Genomic DNA, 20,657 nt, shown 5'->3' with positions numbered 1-20,657 from the left:
AAGACATTGATTTTATTAGAGTATTTGCTTTAAAACAACTTTCATTTTTAAGTTATCTCCTAAAGCAATTCCCTGATACCCAAAAAAACCGTTTCAAACTGAGACGGTTTTTTTGTTTTTCTGTCATTTATAATTCCTCTACTTGAAATTATAATAAGATTAAAAATTAATCTCCGTTTTTTGATGAGAAGCGAACCTCACAAAAATAAATAAAACAGAAAAACCAGCTATAAACCAGCTAAATAAGGAAGTTTTTAACCTAAAAAAGGAATATTATTCCCCTATAAGAATCTATATAAAAATAGCTTTGTATAAAACCACAATTAACTATCTAACAAAATAATTATGAAAACAAAACTACATCTCTTTTGTATGTTGCTGCTTTTCTGCAGCTTCATTCCAAGAGCCTTTGCTACGGATTATTACACCGCATCGGCAGCCGCAACACTGGCAGGAAATACTGGAGCGGTTAATGCCAACTGGACTACCAATCCGGACGGAATTACCGGATTAACAACAGTAACCATTGCCGCAACAGACAACCTCATTGTTTTAAATGGCGGTACAGCCACCATTACTGCTAGTATAAACATTACTGCTTTAACCATTAATACAGGAGGAAAAATCATCCATAACAATAATGCGACGGCTAGTACGATCAATATTAACGGCCTCCTTACCTGGAACGGAACGATAAAAACATTACAACCAACATCTGGAAGTAATTTTTTCAACGCAAACGGAGATGTCGTTGGAACAACAGCAATTCATGATAATGCCAGTACTAGAGGCGTATATTTGGGAGGCATTGGAAAAACCATCAATCTAACCCAACTCAATACAGGTGTCATCAATAAAGCCAGTCAAAGTATTGGTCTCGTACTTTCGAAAAGTCGTGCATTGTCAGGAAACTGCAAGTTCTACAGTCCTGTTTTATTCGTAAATGCCACACAAGCCAATCCTGTTATCCTTGATCTTGCCGGTTTTAACCTTCAGGTATCTTCCATCAAGCAAGGAGGAGTAAATCTATACAATTTACTAAAAGGTGCTACCTCCTCTACTCTTACTATATCGGGAACTACAGGATTACTTTCTAGCGATGCAAACAATACAACTGTAATTAATTTTGACCCTTCCGCGGCGGTACTTAATCAACTTAATATTGATAACGCTTTCTTAGCAACAGCGGCAGGAAACGTATATGTAAACGGAAATCTTACAGTAAATTCATTGCAATTTGGCACTAACACCGGTGATAAAACCACGAGAATCCTATCGATAAGCGCTAATTTTACATTGAATGACAATGGAACTATGCGTGTACAAACTAAAGGAGCAACAACTCCCGGTACCGATTATGATCAATTAAGCGTAACTGGAAACACTAATATAGGAACCTCAACAACACTAAAAGTTGATCTCACAAACTCGTATGGTCCTTCTGCTAATGATTCATTTTATTTTGAAACATATACCGGAAGCTTTACTGGAAGCTTTTCTACAATTCAAACTCCAAATGGCTATACCGCTGCTGTGAGCTATCCTACCGGGAAAGTACAATATCAGGTATTAACATCACCGCCACCAACACCTCAATGCTCTCTTAACCTAACTCCTGACCTGCCACTGGTTCCCTCTAACGAAACGGTAGAAACAGAAATAGAAACCATATACCAACGTTATTCCGATTCTTATCTGGGTACTACAGAACCAACAACTACTGCACTTAACAGCGCCATCGCAAGTTATAATGCACTTGGTATCACAGTAAACGGATATAACATCACTTCGACGGTAAATGTTACTAGCTATGATCAGGTGTCATTTTTAAAAACCTTTGCTCAATATCTTAAGTTCCATCCAGAAGACACAAACAATATATACACCAAAGCCCTTAACACGGTGTGGCTGGTATCAGACCGTGTATGTAAAGGAACATTACCTATAGACCTTAACCAATATTCCTATAGAAATTTTGCACAACCTGCCATACTTATACCTAGTATCAAAGACAACTCATACGTAAAAAGCTTGTTCGAAAACGTACTGTATCAACAAAATGATTTTGACCACATTTGGGAATCAAACTATGTGGGAGGCATTAATATAGATCACGTAGGAAACTCTGGAGTTGTTACTATGGCCTATGTAAAATGGATAGACTCTGCCGATGAGCGTTTCCGTTACATGACGGCATTTAAACGTATGATGGATAATTTTACTACCTATACCCCAGGAACTTATGATGGGATGAAACCGGACGGTTCAGGATTTCATCATTGGGCATCCTATCCATCCTATACGTATGATTTTAGCTATGCAGCAAATATAATATATGATTTGAAAGGAACTTCCTTTGAAGTAAGTACTGCAGGTTATCTACGCTATAGAGACGCACTTATGTCCCAACTTATGTTTACCAATGATGCAACTACCCGATTCCTGACTATGACAGGAAGAAAACCCGAAGAAGTCGCTACCACCATTAGCAGATATGATTTCCGTAATATGGCGGTGGCGGGAGGAAGTATTCTGGGAACTGGTAAATCAGATCCTGTTATGGCTACCTTTTATAATCGCGTATGGGGACCAACCAATAACTATACATCACAATTTGACAATAGTACTGTAGCTCCATTCAACGAAGGATATTTCCAGTTCAATCATAGTATGGCAGGCATTTACCGTAAAAACGGATGGCTGGCAATATGTAAGGGATTCAATGACAATATGTTTGGCACAGAGACTTATGCAGATGCAAACCGTTTTGGACGTTATCAAAGTTACGGCGCCGTTAATATTGTTTATCCTGGGGATGCCCTCACAGGAAACGGATATGATGTAACTACCTGGAACTGGAATTATACCCCTGGTACCACGGTTATCAGACTTCCATGGGATAAACTTCATGCCGAGAAAACCAGTATAGACGAAAGACAACAGAAAAAATTTGTGGGCTCTTTGAGTTTTATAAATAAAAACAGTAACTATCTAAAAGCAATTCATGGTACTTACGGAATGTTTGCCATGGATTTTCAGGAGGCACAAGGTAGAGCGTGGGGTCCCAATACCTATTCAGCTGTAGATAACCATAACCCAACTTTTATTTTCAAAAAATCCGTATTTACATTTGACAACATGTTGATTTGTCTTGGTTCTAATATCGGTAATAACGATGCAACAAATAACACATTGACAACCTTGTATCAACGTAAGGCAACAACAGGAAAAGAAGACGTAAACGTAGATAGCAATTTATTGCAGGGAAGCTCCTATGACAATTCCTATGCAGACACTAACAACCACTGGATTGTGGACAACTTCAGTACCGGTTTTTATGTATTAGCAGGAAGCGGAACTATTAAATTAACAAGAGCAGACCAACAAACTCCACAACACAATATACCAATCGCTTCACAAAATATCTCTTCTAATCCAATAGGAAACTATGCTATAGGATATATTGATCATGGAACTGCTCCTTCAAACAAAGGATACGAATATGTTTGTATACCTCAAGCCACAAGCACAGACATGACCAATTTAGACAGTCAGATAACTGCTGGTAACAAACCTTATACGGTACACCGCAAAGATAATAGTGCTCACATCGTAGAATACAAACCAACCCCAACTTCGAATTCTATTTTTGGGTATGCTTTCTTTGAAGCACTTTCAGGAATTGACAATTCGGGTCAATTAACAGGTGCAGATTATCCTTGTTTAGTGATGTCACAATATGATTCGACACAAAAAAACCTTAAAATAGCAGTAAACAATCCTAATTTGGGATTTGCTTATAGAGAATATACTCCATCTGTAAGCAAACAAATAAATATTACAATAAAAGGCACAAACTGGCAAATTTCACAACCTAATGCTAATGCAAGTATTACAGGTACAGCAAACGGCCAAACCACAATTACTTTTACAACTGTAGATGGATTACCGGTAGAAATTTCGTTATCACGCGTTCTCACTCCACAGACCATTACGTTTGATACAATACCGACAAAAACAACTTCTGATCCGGCATTTAATTTAACTGCTGCAGCTTCATCAGGTTTACCAGTGAGCTATGTCAGTTCTAATACTTCCGTGGCTACAATAAGTGGTAATACCGTAACTATTGTTGGTAAAGGAACCAGTATTATCGCAGCTTCTCAAGTTGGTGATGATACTTATGCCGCTGCGACAACGGTAGAACAAACATTAACCGTGGAGCTTACCCCACAAACCATTAGTTTTGATGCAATCCCTACAAAAACAGCTAATAATTCAGCATTTGATTTAACAGCTGCCGCTTCATCTGGCTTATTGGTTAGTTATACCAGTTCTAATACTGCCGTGGCAACAATAAGTGGTAATACCGTAACTATTGTTGGTAAGGGCACCAGTACTATAAAGGCTTCTCAAGTGGGTAATGACATTTATGGCGTTGCACCAGTCGTCGAACAAATACTAACCGTAAACCCTGTCTCCCAAACTATTAGTTTTGATGCAATACCAACAAAAACGGCCAGCGATTCTGCATTTGATTTAACAGCTACAGCTTCATCTGGTTTACCCATTACTTATACCAGTTCTAATACTGCCGTGGCAACAATTAGCGGCAGCACAGTAACTATTGTCGGTAAAGGTACTAGCACAATTACAGCTGCACAAGAAGGAAACAACATTTATGATGCTGCCTCAGCTGTAGATCAAACAATGACAGTACAATATCGTACAAGTTCATTTGGAGATATAACCCTTTTTGTAGGAGTGACCAATAGTGACAATAATGGCCGTAAAATTGACCTGCTTGCAGAATTGTATCTCAATGGTTCTTTAATTGGATCCGGGACATTATTAGCACAACAAGTTTCAGGAAACACAATGAACAATAGCACAAAATTTCTTGTACCATTGAATGTTAGCAATGTTGTTTATACACCAAATGATTTATTACAATTAAAAATTTCTGTTCGTCGTGCAGGAAGTGGTAGTGACTTTGGAGTAAAGTTCTGGTATAATGCAGATTCAGTGAATAGCACCACTAAAGGCTTTAGCAGAATGTCCAAATCAACACCTGAAGGACCTGCCGGAAGCTTTTTCAATCTCCGTAGTGGCTTTTTACTTGATCCATCTGCAGGTAATGCAGGAACTAATGTTGCACGTACAACTACTGCAACGTATCAAGAAATTGGTACCTGGTCAACTACTGCTGTTGGACTGAATGAGCAAAAATCAACTATTAATGATAACGCAAGCACTTTAAATACAAAAACAAATGATTTACCTGAATTTAATACGGAAGAAATTCGTTTGTATCCAAATCCTGCAACAGATTATTTGAATATTATAACTCCCGAGCAAAATGAGAAACTAAACATTCTTATCCTAAATTTAGCAGGAGAAATTGTTCGGGAATTTAAGAATGTAACAAGTACAATTTATGTGGGTACTTTACCTACTGGCACCTACCTTTTACAGATAAACAGAGTAAATAAAACTTATAAATTCATCAAGAAATAAAGTAACAATTGCAATTGAAAAATTGATTTTTATAAATAAATTAAAGCAATGGTTAAGTACAACTATTTTACTTAATCATTGCTCTATTAATAAGGAACTTTTCTTCGTCAATCCGATTGTGAAGTTTTAAAAATCATTTTTGAAAACAGATATTCTTAAACTATTTTACCTAAAATTTAAACCATTTTATAAGTTAATTTAGACTATAAATCCTTTTCAACGTTTTTTTACAATATATTACTAATGAATAAATTAAAATATACACATCTAATTTTATGAAAAAAATCAAACTGTGGCTCATTTTCTTTATCGTTTTTACAAATACTGTTGCCGCTAATACATCCGATTTTATTACAATTTACAACCGAATGTATAACGAGTATTTGTCAAATCCCAGTGCAAGTTCTGTCGAAACAATATTAAAAAAAATGACTTCGGATGGAAGTTTCGACGGTATCGATTATAAAACAAAAGATGACTCTCCAAGAAGCCATCCAATCATGCTGGCAACTTTGGCGGCAGCCTATAAAAATCCTCAAAACAAGTATTTTAGCAACCCCGATGTCAAAGCAAAATATCTTTTAGGTCTAAAATTTTGGATAGAAACAAACCAAAGCCCAAGTAACTGGTGGTTTCGATACATCGCTTATCCTAAAGAAGTTACTAAAAGTGTAATACTAATGCGTGATGAGCTAAAAGCAGACAAAATCCTGTTTGACAATACTATAAAATACCTGCGCTGGAGTTATGAAAATGCCAATGCCGAAAGGATGACCGGAGCAAACGGATGTGACATCATTATGGGCGCAATGGCAGCCTCAGTAATGACAGAAAACAAGGAACAAATGCTTGATTATAAAGCAAAAATGACAAATCTACTTTCTATGCACAAACAAGAGGGCATTGAGGCAGATTATATGTATGGGCAGCATTCCGGAAATGGAAGACAATTGTATTTAGGCAATTACGGTAAAGAGTATATAAATTCTGCACTTTATTATCTTGAATTCTGCAATAATACAGCATACAATTCTCCAGGCATTTCGTTGCTTGAGGACTTTTATATTAAAGGAATACAGTGGATTTTTTTTAGCAAGAATTACGACCCAAATCAGGCTGGAAGATTCAATAGTTCTGACAAGTACTGTGCTCAATTTGAAAGTATGACCAAACGATTTTTAAATCTCAATACGCCACGAAAAGCCGAAATAAAAAAGGTTTACGACAGAATAAAAGGCGAAAACAGTTTAAGCGGAAACCGAATGTTCTGGCGCTTTGACTACATGATAAATCGCCGCGAAAATTACATGTCCAGCACCCGCATGTCCTCTACCCGAACTGTAGGTGCCGAAGCAGGAAACGGTGATGGAGAGTATAATTATTATTCTGGCAATGGTACAAATTATATTTTCGTAACAGGAAAAGAATACAATGGTCAATACTTTAAAGTTTTTAACAACAGACAATTTCCCGGAATCACTGCCGAACAAGATATTGCTCCCTTGCCTATTCCGAATTGGGGTGAAAATGCCGGAAACGGAAATTCATATGCTGGTGGAGTAAGCGACAATACTTATGGAGCGTGTGGAATGATCCTGGAACGTCACGGAATTACGGCCCATAAATCATGGTTTTACTTCGATGACGAGTTCGTTTGTCTGGGTGCAGGAATTAATCAAACTAATGGAAAAGCTCCCGTTTATACTACTTTAAATCAATGCAATTCAAGTGGTAAAGCACAATATTCTGTAAAGGGAGAAATTGCAGATCTAAATACTTCAACAACAATCATAGATCCGGATTGGATATTGAATGGAAACATTGGGTATTTTAATCTCGAACCCAATTCAAATTATATTTTGGCAAATGATTCGAATTTGTTTAGCGCTAATATAAATCATGGGATTAATCCAGCGAATAAAAGTTACGCTTACCTTGTAAAACCGAGTCTTCAATCGTCTAAAGAGGCCGCGAAATATTCAAAAAAAATTCCTGTTTCGGTTCTATCAAACAATGAACAAATTCAGGCTATCAGACACCAAAACCTGAATATTGTTGAGATAATGTTTTATCAACCGGGAACACTTAAAATTTCAGAAGGAGAATCAATTACTGTAGATAAACCTTGCGCTTTAATTTGGAAAGAAAAAACAAACGAAATTTCAGTTGCCAATCCGTACTGCGAGTCAGAGAATCCGAAAGAAATTAATGTGAATGTATCAAAACACCATAAAATATCTCAAATGACTTTTCAAATGCCAACCGGAGTCAATACAGGAAGTAGTGTGACCCAAAAAATCACTGGTTTAAAATAAGATCTTTTTTTAATACAAAAGTTTTAAAATCGCAAAGTAAAAAAATGTAAACCAGTAGTAAACGAATAATAAATACAAGATAGAATGATTCCTGAAACAAAAGAATACACGGTAAATTTAATCGAAAAAAATCAATTGATTATCACTGGAAAAGAAGATGATAATTTATGGAATAAGGCTCTAACATTAACTGATTTCTCTTCTCCATGGGATAGTGAAAAATCATCAAAAATCACATTCAAGGCGCTTTGGGATACTGAAAAATTATTTTTTTCCTTTACTGTTTTTGACACATCAATTCACATAGAAAAACAGAATGACAGCTTTGAGAGCATTAATAATTCAGACAGAGTCGAGCTTTTTTTTAGACCTGACAATACCCTAAATCCCTACTATTGTCTGGAAATAGATTCGGAGGCCCGAATAATGGATTTTATTGCTTATCCAAACAAGAATTTCGATTTTAACTGGAATTGGCCAAAAGGTGACATACTGGTTAAATCTTCTGTAAATGAGGATTCTTTCACCGTCGAAGGTTCAATTTCTATTCAATCCTTAAAAGATTTTAAATTAATCAAAAACAACAAAATAGAAACAGGAATTTTTCGAGCAAAATATTCTCCTAACAAAAACGACAGCTATGAACCGGTCTGGATAACGTGGGTAAATCCTAATACGGAAACACCAAATTTTCATATTGCTTCATCTTTCGGAATCTTAACTTTAAAAGAGTAAAAAATAATTATTTAAACCCAAATTTATTACTATGAAAAAAAATGTCTTATTAATGCTTACACTTTGCATTGTATTTTTTAGTTGTGAAAAAGATAATATTTCTTCTGTTTCAACAGTTGCCTATTCATTTGACAGCGACAGTAACTCAAAGCTCATGTTTAAGGACGGCGAGCCACTCGAAACAATGACATCTGAATCCAGACGTTATGAGGTAGGAAAAGTGTTACGAGTAAAGGCGATTAATGAAACGACGATAGAAATAGCCAACTTTGCACCTGTTGATATAGAAAGTGCAACTATTCTATTAACAATTGAAGGTCAGGCAAAGCCTATAAAACTTTTGAAAATAAATAAAATCAGGGCTCATGCTGTACAGGAGATAAAGTATCCTTTTATGGAGGGTACCACAGCTTTCCTTGATACCAACAATAATGAAGTTAATCTTACCCAGTATAAAGTAACTGGAATTCCCATTAGTAAAGTATCATTTGATTTTACTGGTGAAACGGAATTGATAAAAAAACTTAAATCGTTGGCTAAATTAAAATGGAAAATAAAATACCATGACTTTGATCCAAGTGATGACCCAAATAACAACTGGAAAGAAAATATTGATGCAAAAGACATCAGGAGATTTTCAGGTTTTATAATTAATATGGCTTACCTTATCGTCTCAGATAATACAATGAAGGCATTTGCTGATGAACCCATTTACGATAATGATGGTATGCTAATGACTGTGGATCAAAAAAAGGCGGCTCTACAGAAAATGATTGATATGCCTATGATGAATTGTGGAGTTGTTGTTAATGTTTCAGGATTAGGAGGTGGTTCTACCTATGGTGTGGCCAATCATGTTTTACATGATTATTTAACTGTGGATCCTTCTTTTATCACCATACACGAAATGGCCCATATGGTAGGTTTTTCTCATAGTTCCAGTATGACTTATCCGAGCAAGGAAAATACCGGAGCTACAGTAGCTGCAGGGAGGGTATATACACAAATGCTGAAAAATGATGAATTTCCAATAAAAGTGAGTAATTATTATTATCCTTCTGATTTATTAAAATAACCTCATATTATAAGATTTTAAGTACTTAAAATGATTTATTAAAGTTGCTACCTTTTTTGCCATAGAAGTTAAGTTCTTTCTCTAGAAATGCATCGAAAAAAGTAAAAAAAATCCTTAATCTCCAATAGCAAAAATTTGACGCTGTTAAATTTATTTTCAATAATGGAATGGATACCTTTTTTGTCACAAAAACTTAAGGCTGTTAATTTTTTTCCTTTTACAAAAAGAATTGCATACTTTTGGTTTTTAAAAACACGAATTATAACATTCATTTTAAACAAGTTAGTCACTCAGAAGAAACTACAAATTAGCGTTTCAAGTTTTGTGGCAACATCGGGGCACACTAGGTCGAAAAAAATAAAAACGTAGGAAATATGCAGGTTCCCAGCTTAAGGTTCGAATCCTGCTCTCCCCACCAAAAGGGTAAAAGAAGTAAAAAGGTCACTTTTTCAATCTTTTCAAAAACCCGCAAAAAACGTGGTAAAACCTGCAAATCCTAGGATTCGCAGGTTTTTTGCTTTTAAGGCATTTTTCAATCTTTATAAAAACGCCCAAAGTTACAGTGGCAGAATCGGTGCACAAATTATCATGGAGTTGCTCTTTTATTTGCCACAATAAGTTAAGGCTGTCTCCTTAATGAAGACTCCCGAATAATAAGTTCTGTTTTTAGCACTATTTTTTGAGTATTTTCTCCAATCTCATTTTTCTTCAAAAGCAGAAACATCAATTCCATTAGTTTAGAACTAATTTCGAATAGCGGCTGGGCAACACAACTAATTGAAGTTGAACATAGCTTAAACATATCATTATCATCGAATGCAACAATGCCAAATTCATTTAATAAATTACGACTACTTTCTTTAAAAACTTCTAATCCGTTTTGTGCAAGATAATTGGTTCCAAAAAAAATAGCATCCAAGTGATTATGATCATTCAGAAATTTTTCAATATGCTTTTTTCCTTTTCCTTTAAAAATTTCATTGTAAGGGATTTGTAAAACGTTTGATTTCAAACCTCTATCATCAATTGCTCTATGATATCCTGACAATCGATCTTTCATTTGCGTTTGATTGGAATCTGTAGTCACAAAACCAATATTCTTAAATTGATTATTTACCAAATGTAAGGTTGCATCATAAGAAGCCTGTTGATTATCTATACTAACACTATTACAATCTAAACCTTCAAAAAAACGATCTAATAAAATAACCGGTTTATTATCTTTTATTAAGCTTTCTATAGTTTCCTTTATTCCTGAAGAAGGGACAATAATAAACCCATCAACTTGACGAAAATTAAATAATTCAATCAATTCTTTTGATTTTTCATCGTTATTTTCGTTGCTGCAAAAAATGACTTTATATCCTTTATCAAATGAAATATCTTCAAAAATTCGAGCTAATTTAGAAAAGAAACTATTTGAAATATCTTCTACCATAAAAACCAAAATTTTTGATTTCCCTGTTCTAAGGCTTTGTGCAATTTGATTTGGTCTGTAGTTTATTTGTTTTGCATAATCTAAAACCCTTTGCGTTAACTCTTTAGAAATGTGTTTTTCTTTTGCTTTTCCATTCAATACAAAAGAAACCGTTGTTATGGAAATCTTTAGTTCATCAGCAATATTCTTAATAGAAACCGGTTTGTTTTTCATATCAATATCATTTTTTTACTGCTTCTAATTCATCCGGAAAAGCCGATTGCCCTTCCAAATTACTTATTATCAATGCATCTACGTTTTTACTTTCTATGGCGTAGGCAAAATAATCTGGTTTGTTTTTTCCCCATAACACTGAACAGCTTTGTACTTTTATTCGTTGCGCATTATCAAAATAAAAGCCTGAAGTACTTCCTTTAACAAAACCTTCTAATTTAGACGGACGTCGATCATAAACACCTCCCTGATTGCTGGTTGTTTTATCAATAAAAACACTAACATTATCAAAGACAACGTTGTTTATTTTATCTTTTGATTCTGCACTAACATATACTCCATTTTCACTCGTACATTGAATATTAGAAAAATAAATATTACTTATTGCGCCCACTTTCCCTTCGGTTGCTCCTTTTGGAAAACGCCAGTTTGCATCTTTATGGTTTCCGCTTGCACGACTATAAGCCGTTACATAAATAGGTTCAGCTTTTCCCCACCAGGTATCAGATGTCAAACGTCCTTCGATAATCATGTTAGAAAAAATAACGTCGCTCACCGTTCCTTCATCCCTATTTTGAATTCCTACCCCACGATTGCTATTTTTAATAATACAATTATTGAATACCACTTGCCTGATTGCATCCATGTTTTCTGAACCAATCTTGATGGCGCAACTGCTGCTGGTCATGGTGCAATTTGTAACAGTTATGTTTTCGCAGGCGCCAAACTCTTCAAATTCTCGTCTGTTTTTTAGACAAATGCAATCGTCTCCACTTTCGATATAACAGTCGCTTATACGAACATTTTTTGAATGATCTAAGTCAATACCATCGCTGTTACGAACTTTTAAGCTGTTTAACAATGTAATTCCGCTAATGACAACATCATTACAACCCACCAGATGAATGGTCCAATAGGCCGAATTCCCGATATGAACATCTTTTATTCGGATATTTTTTCCTCCTATAATAGTTAAAACATGCGGACGCGGATCTAATACATTAAAGGGTTTTAACACATAAGCATCTTCTTCTTCGGCTCCCATAAACGAAATACCGTTTCCGTCAATTTTACCATTTCCACTGATAGTAAAATTCTCAATATTTTTACCTCCAATCCAGATTGTACCTTCTCCTTTATTTTCACGAAAAGCACTTTCTGCATATAATTTTTCATCTGGACTTGCTAAAATTCTGGCACCGCCTTCAATGTGCAAATCCACATTCGATTTTACATTAAAAGGTCCCGTGAGAAATGTAAAGGGCGCTGGTATTAGTACTTGCCCGCCAGTAATACTGCAAGCATCGATTGCTTTTTGAATCGCAATAGCATCATTGGTTTTTCCGTCTCCTTTAGCACCATATTTTTTAACGTCATATATTTTTTGCGCTGCTACACTAAGTGACAGGCAAAAAATAATCAAAGTAAGTATAGGCTTCTTCATCATTGATTTTCTTTTTTTATTTAAAATTTTAATAAATCTGCTTCGAATATCAATTACTTAACGGGCAGTTCAAATGTGTTTTGTTGTGGTTCGTTCTTTCTTTTTAAAGCTGCTGAATCAAGATTGGGTGATGGGACGTCTTTAAAAATAATTTGATTTGTTTTATCTGATGGAACATCAATGTCTTTCATAACTAATTTGGTTACATCATCAAAAACAAAGGCCGGACGAAAATCTTCTTTTTCAAGAATTAGTTTTATATTCTTCATTTCGATTCCGTTTACGTGACGAACATAAAATCCCCAGGAAGGCAGTTCTCCAAACATGGTAAATTCCGGATATCCTTTTATATTTTCGAGTATGTCTTTTAATCTGCTTAAAGGCAAATATGCCATTCCTTTAGAGGCTCTTCCGGGATACGTAATTTCAATGTTTTCTAACGTTACATTTTCGATAGAATGTCCCGGAATTCCGGCAATCGACGCTGGAAAAGGATTATGAAAATAATCTACTTCCGGGCCGCGTAAATCATAATCAATATCCGGACGCCCAAAAGGGATTTGTGCTTTTACGTTTTTAATGGATACATTTTTAATATAACCCGGTTTTTCGCCATTTCTATGACCTAACCGAATTAGGATTGCATTTCCAGTATTGACAGCTATTATATTCGAAACAGTAATGTTTTCAATTTCGGCTCCATCTACAGATTCTATCGCAATTGCTGATCTGAAAGTATCAAAAACCTTAATATTTTCTATTGTTACATTTTTGAAACTTCCGTATGAACCTGTACCAAACTTAACAGCATTAGCACTTGATCTAACGGTGCAGTTTGCGATATAAATATTATTGTTTTGCAATCCCGGAGATTCTGATTTTAAACAAATACCATCATCAGCAGAATTGATATCACAATTTGTTATTCTCACATTTTCACATCCATCAATGTCAATTCCGTCATTGTTCCAGTAAGCTCTGCTATCTACTTTTACATAATCGATTATAATATTGCTGCATTGCTCAAAACACTGCACCCAGCCTGAGCTGTTTTTTAGTGTAAAATCGGTCATTGTGATAGAATCACATTTCACGAATGAAACTAATTTTCCTCTTCCGTCATTTGGTCTTAGTCTCCTGTAATTGTAGCTAGGATCAATTTTTACTCCGGTATGATGCAAACTATCTATGGCGAGTGCGAGTTCTCTTCCCTGACCGTCTATGGCTCCTTTTCCGGTTATAGCAATATTTTTTGAGGAATGGGCCAAAACCAATGCTCTGATTCCTTCATACTTAGGATAATCATCAGGGTTTGTACTACCTAACAATACTGCTCCTTCTTCAAAGAATAATGTTACATCCGTTTTTAATACAATACTTCCTGATAAAAATTTCCCTTTTGAAAAAATAACTCTTCCCCCCTTATTTTTATTGGCTGCATCTATTGCTTTTTGAATTGCTATTGTGTTTAATGTTTTGCCATCAGCCACAGCTCCAAAAGCAGTAACCTGATAATCTTTTCGTTTACCGGCATACATTTCAACATTAAAACTTAGCTGTAAAAGAAAAAATAAAATGATACTACACTTTGAAATTTTGTTGTTATTATTATTCATAATCGTATTTGCTTATTAATTAAAAATTACCAAAAGACAGTATATAGCGCTATTAATATGCCGCTAATAATAAATGATCCAATAATAAACTCTGAGGAAACTTTGAACATTGATGTATCGACTTCGATTTTTAAGGTTTCCTGCTCTTGTTGAGATTCAGGTTTTAAGAGGCTTATTGCGATCATCATAAATACAATTAAAAAGAAAGCAATGGTCATTCTGTCTAAAAATGGATAATCAGGAAAAGTGCCATTTGTCCAGACAGGCAGGAATTTTAATACTGCTGCAATAGGTACTGTTAGCAATGCACCCGCAAGTCCGGCTGAGGGAGTTGTCTTTTTCCAAAACATTCCCAATAAAAAAATAGCCAAAACTCCCGGCGAAAAGAAACCAACATATTCTTGTATGAACTGATATGCCTGGTCTAATGATTTTAATGCCGGTGCTACAAGAGCAGCAATAAACACTGCAACTATGACACACCATCTTCCGGTAAGTACCAATTTTCTTTCTGTTGCCTTTTTGTTAAAGTATTTTTTATAAATGTCTAAAGAAAAAATTGTAGAAATACTATTGGCTTTACCTGCCAATGAGGCTACAATTGCTGCTGTTAAAGCCGCTAACGCAACTCCTTTTAATCCTGCGGGTAACAAATTCATCAAGGTTGGATAGGCATGATCCGGTTTTAAAACTCCGGTTGCATCGACCATTTCATGCTGAAACATTCCGTTTTGATGCATGACGTACATGGCAATACCTGGTAGAACTGCAATTATAGGAACTAATAGTTTTAAAAATGCAGCAAACAAAATTCCTTTACGAGCTGTTTTTAAATCAGCCCCTAAAGCTCTTTGAACAATGTACTGATTGCAGCCCCAATATGCCAGATTATTGATCAGCATACCACCTATTATAACAGACATTCCCGGTAGTTCAGCATAATGCGGGTTCGATTTATCAAGTATCATTTTCAGATGACCAGGTGCTTCATCTTTTAAAATCGACAAGCCTTTAAGGATATCTTTGCCAAAACCAAAATGTTCTGATAATAAGGTCAAGGACAAATAAGTTGTGACCAAACCTCCAAGAATCAATACTATAACCTGAAACATATCTGTATATCCTATTACTTTCATGCCGCCTAAAGTGACAATAATAGAAAACAAACTCAGTCCTATAACACAAAATTGAAAGCTAATGGGGGCTATCGAAGAAATAGCCAAAGCACCCAAATAAATAATAGAAGTAAGATTTACAAATACATATATCAGCAACCAAATTATTGCCATTATAGTACTTACGGTATCATTATATCTTTTTGCCAAAAATTGTGGCATTGTAAATATCTTGTTTTTAAGATAAATAGGTAAAATAAACATGGCCACTATAATTAAGGTAGCAGCAGACATCCATTCATAAGAAGCAATAGCAAGTCCGATAGCAAAACCTGAACCACTCATGCCAATAAAATGTTCTGCTGAAATATTAGAGGCTATCAATGATGCTCCAATTGCCCACCAGGTAAGCGAACCTTCGGCTAAAAAATATTCGTTAGAACTGGTCGTTGCATTTTTCTTACTTCTGTAAATGTACATTCCATATGATGCAACTATAATAAAGTAAATAAGAAAAACAACATAATCTGCCGTTTGTAGTGTGTTCATAATTGGGTTGGTTTTGTGGTTAGTTAGTAAGTTAAAATGTTTAGTCAGGCTGCTCTTAAATTTTCAAAAACCATCTTCTTTTGTATAGAAAATAAAGTAAAAGCAGTTGTATGAGCGTTACTGATAAAGCGGTAAAAACAGGTTGCCAAAGGACTGGAAATAATTTAATGATGCCTCCAAATACAAATGTTGCGGTATAGCCAAAATTTACCAAACCCTCAGAAGCCATATAAATCAAAATTGAATTTGAACCAATTATAATTAATGGAAATGCCCATTCCCGAAAACCCAATACATCGATTATCAAATAAAAAAAGGTAAATAACAAAATACTGAATCCTCCCACATAACAAACAAAAGAGCTTGACCACAAGCGTTTATTGATAGGGAAATCATAATTCCAGATCATTCCTATGCCTATCAAAACAATTGCTGAAATGATCATAATTATTATTTTGCTCTTTATCGAATCATTTACCCTGTGTTTCAAAAAAGTTCCCAGAAACACGCCTAGCAAAGCTGTAGCAATAGCCGGTATAGTCGAAAACAAACCTTCGGGATCATATACTTTACTGTGCAATCTTCCTGGCAAAAATTGTTGGTCAATATAACTCGTAAAGGATCCTTCTTTAGTTAAAATACCAGCTCCAAAATTAGGAACTGGCACTAACTTCAAAACTAAGTAATAACCAAACAAAATACCTGCAAACCAAAGCAGCTGTTTTTTTAAATCAAAATTTAAATAGATCATGCCTGCAAAAAAACAGGCAAGTCCTATACGTCCCAATACACTGGCAAAACGAGTTTGATCATAGCCATCAAACCGTAATAATCCATTTACAACCAGTCCCAGAAATAGTAAAATACACGTTCTTTTTAGCATTGAGAGGTATATTTTTTGTTTTTCCTTGGCTGGTAATTCCATTGGGGTTTTTACACCGGCATTAATCATTTTTTTATCGAAAGAATAAGGCATCGAAACCCCTGCAACAAATAGAAATACAGGAAATATCATATCATAAAACGTAATGCCATTCCAGTCTGTATGATGCAATTGTGATGACATCCATATAAAAACAGGAATTGGTGCGGCTTTAGCCAATGCATGTATGATATGTTCGCCGCTCATAATCCAAAACATAACAAACCCTCTTAGCACATCCAAAGAAATTAATCTTCCATTTTCAGTCGTATTACTCATAATTGCACTTATTTAAAAGCATATTCAGTTATTGATTTCTCCAGAAGAGTATCAATAATTATAAATGATATTTTTTATTTGAAACTTTTTAGCGTGTATAATTATTTAACACATAGAAACATAGATTTTACTTTTTCCTAAAAGAGAATAAAAAAGAAACTCGTTTCTTCACACATAGTTGCTATGTGAACTTTAATGAGTGAAACGTCTTTTTTAAGTTTACTAAAACTATGTTTCTATGTGTTAAATTTTTAAGGTTATCCTATTCGATTGGTTTTATGACAAATCCATAACTGTATTCGCTTTGTTTCAATAGATATTGCTCATGCGGTGGTAATCCCCAACTATTATCGCCGCCAAGTCCTCGTTGGGTTAAATCAACACAAACAACAACTTCTTTTCTGGGTGTAATATCGCTCAGGTGCATATTCTTTTTTGATAATCCGGGATCAAAATCACCTGGATAATTGTTCAGCGCACTTATTCCTAAAGGCTGCAATCCTTTTATTTCAAGTCCTTTACCTCCATTATCTGAAAGTTTAAACCAACGAACATCTGTTTTATACCCATTTTCCTGCGGACGTGTATAAGGAACATATTGGTCTGCTACTGTACTTTTATAAATTCCTTTTAAAGCAGCTGTATTTCTATCCGGATAATTTTCTAATGGCCCTCTTCCGTAATAGTCAAGATTCTCCAATGTATTTTTAAGAACGAAAATCATTCCAAAACGAGGCATTTCCGGCACTGGATTATTCCCTTTTTTATAGGATGGAATAATCTCTAAAGCCCCGTCATTACTCAAAGAATACTTAATGGTGTAATCCGAAAAAACATCGTTAAGTTTCAGTTTTGCAACAATATATTTCTTGCCATTTTCATCAATTGTCTGAATATTTTCTAAAGTGCTATTTTTACCTGCCGTTCTCCAAACATTAGATTTAATCTGCATTTTATTTCCAAAATCATTATCTGTTGGCGCTCTCCAAAAATTTGGTTCCGGGTATTGTTTGAAGCATTCTTCTCCGTTTAAACTATAATAAGTAATTAGCCCGGTCGTCTTACTTATCTTGACTGTTACTTTGGCAGCACTCCAAATAAATTCGTCTTTTTCGTCCTGAATATTGGATGAAGAAGATGCCGTTTTCTCAAAATAATTGTCGCTCTCTAAAACAAATTGTTCTTTGGCGATTTCAAAATTCTGGGGTAGTAATTCTGATCCGGTTTTGGTATAGGCAAAAACATTCAATAAATATTCTACTCCTGGTTTTGACTGTAATTTTGGCAAATCAAGTTTGAATTGTTTTTTTGATTTCGGATTTAAATTAACCTCAATTGTTCCTTCTTTTATACTTTTTCCGTTTTCTAAAACCTGATATTTAAAGTTGTATTGATTTAAATTTGTAAATCCAAAATCGTTTATGATTTCGATAATTCCATTTTTAGCATCGATAGCTTCAAACAAAATATCCTGATATACTTTTTTTACTTCAAAAGCACCTGGATGCGGAGTTCTGTCTGGCCAAACCAATCCGTTATGGCAAAAATTTTCATCATTTGTATAATTCTGACTTCCCATGTCGCCTCCATAAGACCAATATTTACGGCCTGCTTCATCTTTTATTTCAAATCCCTGATCTACCCAATCCCAAATAAAACCACCCTGCATATTTTTGCTGCCGCGAATAATATCCCAATATTCCTGAAAGTTGCCGCTGCTGTTTCCCATTGCATGCGAGTACTCACACATTATAAATGGACGTGCCACTTCTTTGCGTGCCGCATATTCTTTCATGTAAGCAATCGTTGGATACATAGGGCAAACGATATCTGTATTTTCGTTTTCTTTTGCCTGCTCAAACTGCACCAATCGGGTGTTGTCTCTCTTTTTGATCCATTTGTAAGCATCATGAAAAACAGGTCCGTTGGCACTTTCATTACCTAATGACCAAAGAATTACCGATGGAGCATTTTTATCTCTTTCAACAAGACTATAAATTCTGTCCAGATGTGCTTCTCTCCATTCCAGAAGATGACCCGGATTAGTTTTTGGATTCATATAAATAAGAGGCTGTCCCTCAACTCCCATTCCGTGACTTTCTATATTGGCTTCATCAACCAAAAACAAACCATATTTATTACACAATTTTACCCATAAGATATTATTGGGATAATGACTGCAACGTACCGAATTGATATTCAGCTGTTTCATCATCTTGATGTCTTTCATCATGGTTGCTTCGTCCTGATAATGTCCCGTTACTGGATTATGCTCGTGAATGTTTACGCCATGAACCATTAGTCGTACTCCGTTTACCAATAATTGTCCGCCTTTTAACTCTACTTTTCTGAACCCAATTTGAGTAGAAACGCTTTCTATTATAACCCCTTTTTCATTTTTTAAAGTCAAAAGCAAAATATAGAGATTAGGGGTTTCGCTGCTCCATAATTTCGGACTGGAAACATTTTGGGTAAAATTGATGGTTTGGGTTTTATTGGCTTCAAAATTTACTTTTAAGTCTTTAGTAAAAACATTTTTTCCAAAAGAATCAACCAGTTTTGCTTCTACTGTTTGATTGTTTATAGCAACTGAAGTCAGATTTTTTAAATTAACTTCTACATTCAGGCTTCCGTTTTTGTATTTTGAATCTAAATCAGGTTTTGCAAAAAAATCCGCAATACGAATATCATTAGTACTATACAAATAAACATTTCTATCAATCCCGGAAAGTCTCCACATATCCTGATCTTCAAGATAAGAACCATCACTCCATCTGTAAACCTCTACAGCAACATCATTTTTTCCCGATTTTACATATTTTGTAATATCAAATTCTGCCGGACTTTTCGTGTTCTCTGTGTACCCTACTTTTACTCCGTTTACCCAGATATACATCGCTGATGTTCCTGCTTCAAAATGAAGATAGACATGACGATTATTCCAATTTTCCGGTAAAACAAAATCTCTTTTATAAGATCCCACCGGATTATCTGAATGATTGATAAAAGGCGGATTCCTTTCGAAAGGATACGTAATGTTGGTATAAATTGGAATACCATAACCATTCAATTCCCAGTTTGATGGCACTTGTAATTCTTTCCAATTCAAAGTACTGTAATCTGCTTTATAAAAATCCTTTGGTCGCTGATCCGGTGTTGGAGACCAGGAAAATTTCCATTTTCCATTCAAAGAAAAATACCAGGGTGAGTTCGCATAATTATCACTTATTGCCGACTTTTCATCTGCATAAGGAAGAAATGCTGCTCGTGTGGGTTCTCTATTAATCTGGAAAACCTGTGGATTTTCCCAATCATTCTTATCTGTTTTTTCTTGTCCTAAAACAGTTATACCACAGATTAGGAAGAGGAACAATAAAAATTTTCTGGTTTTGATTTTCTGCATTTATTTTTAGTTTAATTCTCTTTCATAAAGAAAGAA

The 20,657-nt window shown here is 35.0% G+C and carries 10 protein-coding genes; 4 read left to right on the top strand and 6 right to left on the bottom strand.

Features of this window, described 5'->3' with window-relative positions; translation table 11 throughout:
• Window positions 1-345: 345 nt before the first annotated feature.
• The 4 genes from LPB88_RS03535 to LPB88_RS03520 all read left to right on the top strand — a co-directional run bounded on the left by LPB88_RS03535 (window position 346) and on the right by LPB88_RS03520 (window position 9,642).
• On the top strand, window positions 346-5,517 hold the full coding sequence (locus LPB88_RS03535; RefSeq protein WP_230712467.1) for a polysaccharide lyase family 8 super-sandwich domain-containing protein: 5,172 nt from the start codon (window positions 346-348) through the stop codon (window positions 5,515-5,517).
• A 275-nt stretch (window positions 5,518-5,792) separates the two neighbouring features.
• The gene (locus LPB88_RS03530) at window positions 5,793-7,832 is read left to right on the top strand and encodes a polysaccharide lyase family 8 super-sandwich domain-containing protein (protein WP_230712465.1); all 2,040 of its coding nucleotides are present in this window, start codon (window positions 5,793-5,795) and stop codon (window positions 7,830-7,832) included.
• Between the two features lie 84 nt (window positions 7,833-7,916).
• Window positions 7,917-8,567, top strand: coding sequence for a sugar-binding protein (locus LPB88_RS03525; RefSeq protein WP_230712463.1), 651 nt, complete (start codon window positions 7,917-7,919; stop codon window positions 8,565-8,567).
• A gap of 31 nt (window positions 8,568-8,598) precedes the next feature.
• Window positions 8,599-9,642, top strand: coding sequence for a hypothetical protein (locus tag LPB88_RS03520; protein ID WP_230712461.1), 1,044 nt, complete (start codon window positions 8,599-8,601; stop codon window positions 9,640-9,642).
• A 619-nt stretch (window positions 9,643-10,261) separates the two neighbouring features.
• On the opposite strand, the gene LPB88_RS03515 is transcribed toward LPB88_RS03520, so the two are convergent.
• From LPB88_RS03515 to LPB88_RS03490, 6 genes are all read right to left on the bottom strand, one after another.
• On the bottom strand, window positions 10,262-11,293 hold the full coding sequence (locus LPB88_RS03515) for a LacI family DNA-binding transcriptional regulator (protein WP_255673675.1): 1,032 nt from the start codon (window positions 11,291-11,293) through the stop codon (window positions 10,262-10,264).
• 7 nt (window positions 11,294-11,300) lie between these two features.
• Window positions 11,301-12,740, bottom strand: coding sequence for a glycoside hydrolase family 28 protein (locus tag LPB88_RS03510; RefSeq protein WP_230712457.1), 1,440 nt, complete (start codon window positions 12,738-12,740; stop codon window positions 11,301-11,303).
• Window positions 12,741-12,790: 50 nt separating this feature from the next.
• Entirely contained in the window at window positions 12,791-14,353 is a 1,563-nt protein-coding gene (locus LPB88_RS03505; protein WP_230712455.1) for a glycoside hydrolase family 28 protein, read from the bottom strand.
• Between the two features lie 26 nt (window positions 14,354-14,379).
• Window positions 14,380-16,017, bottom strand: a complete 1,638-nt coding sequence (locus LPB88_RS03500) for a sodium/solute symporter (protein ID WP_230712454.1) — start codon at window positions 16,015-16,017, stop codon at window positions 14,380-14,382.
• A 55-nt stretch (window positions 16,018-16,072) separates the two neighbouring features.
• A complete protein-coding gene (locus LPB88_RS03495) occupies window positions 16,073-17,218 on the bottom strand; it encodes an acyltransferase family protein (RefSeq protein ID WP_230712452.1) in 1,146 nt (381 codons plus the stop codon).
• A 262-nt stretch (window positions 17,219-17,480) separates the two neighbouring features.
• Window positions 17,481-20,621: a glycoside hydrolase family 2 TIM barrel-domain containing protein gene (locus LPB88_RS03490; protein ID WP_230712450.1), complete on the bottom strand. Its 3,141-nt coding sequence runs from the start codon at window positions 20,619-20,621 to the stop codon at window positions 17,481-17,483.
• Window positions 20,622-20,657: the final 36 nt, after the last annotated feature.

This window comes from Flavobacterium sp. JAS (assembly GCF_020991455.1).
Taxonomy (GTDB): Bacteria; Bacteroidota; Bacteroidia; order Flavobacteriales; family Flavobacteriaceae; genus Flavobacterium.
The sequence above is the reverse complement of the archived record's forward strand: the minus strand, read 5'-3'. Positions and strand labels throughout refer to the sequence as shown.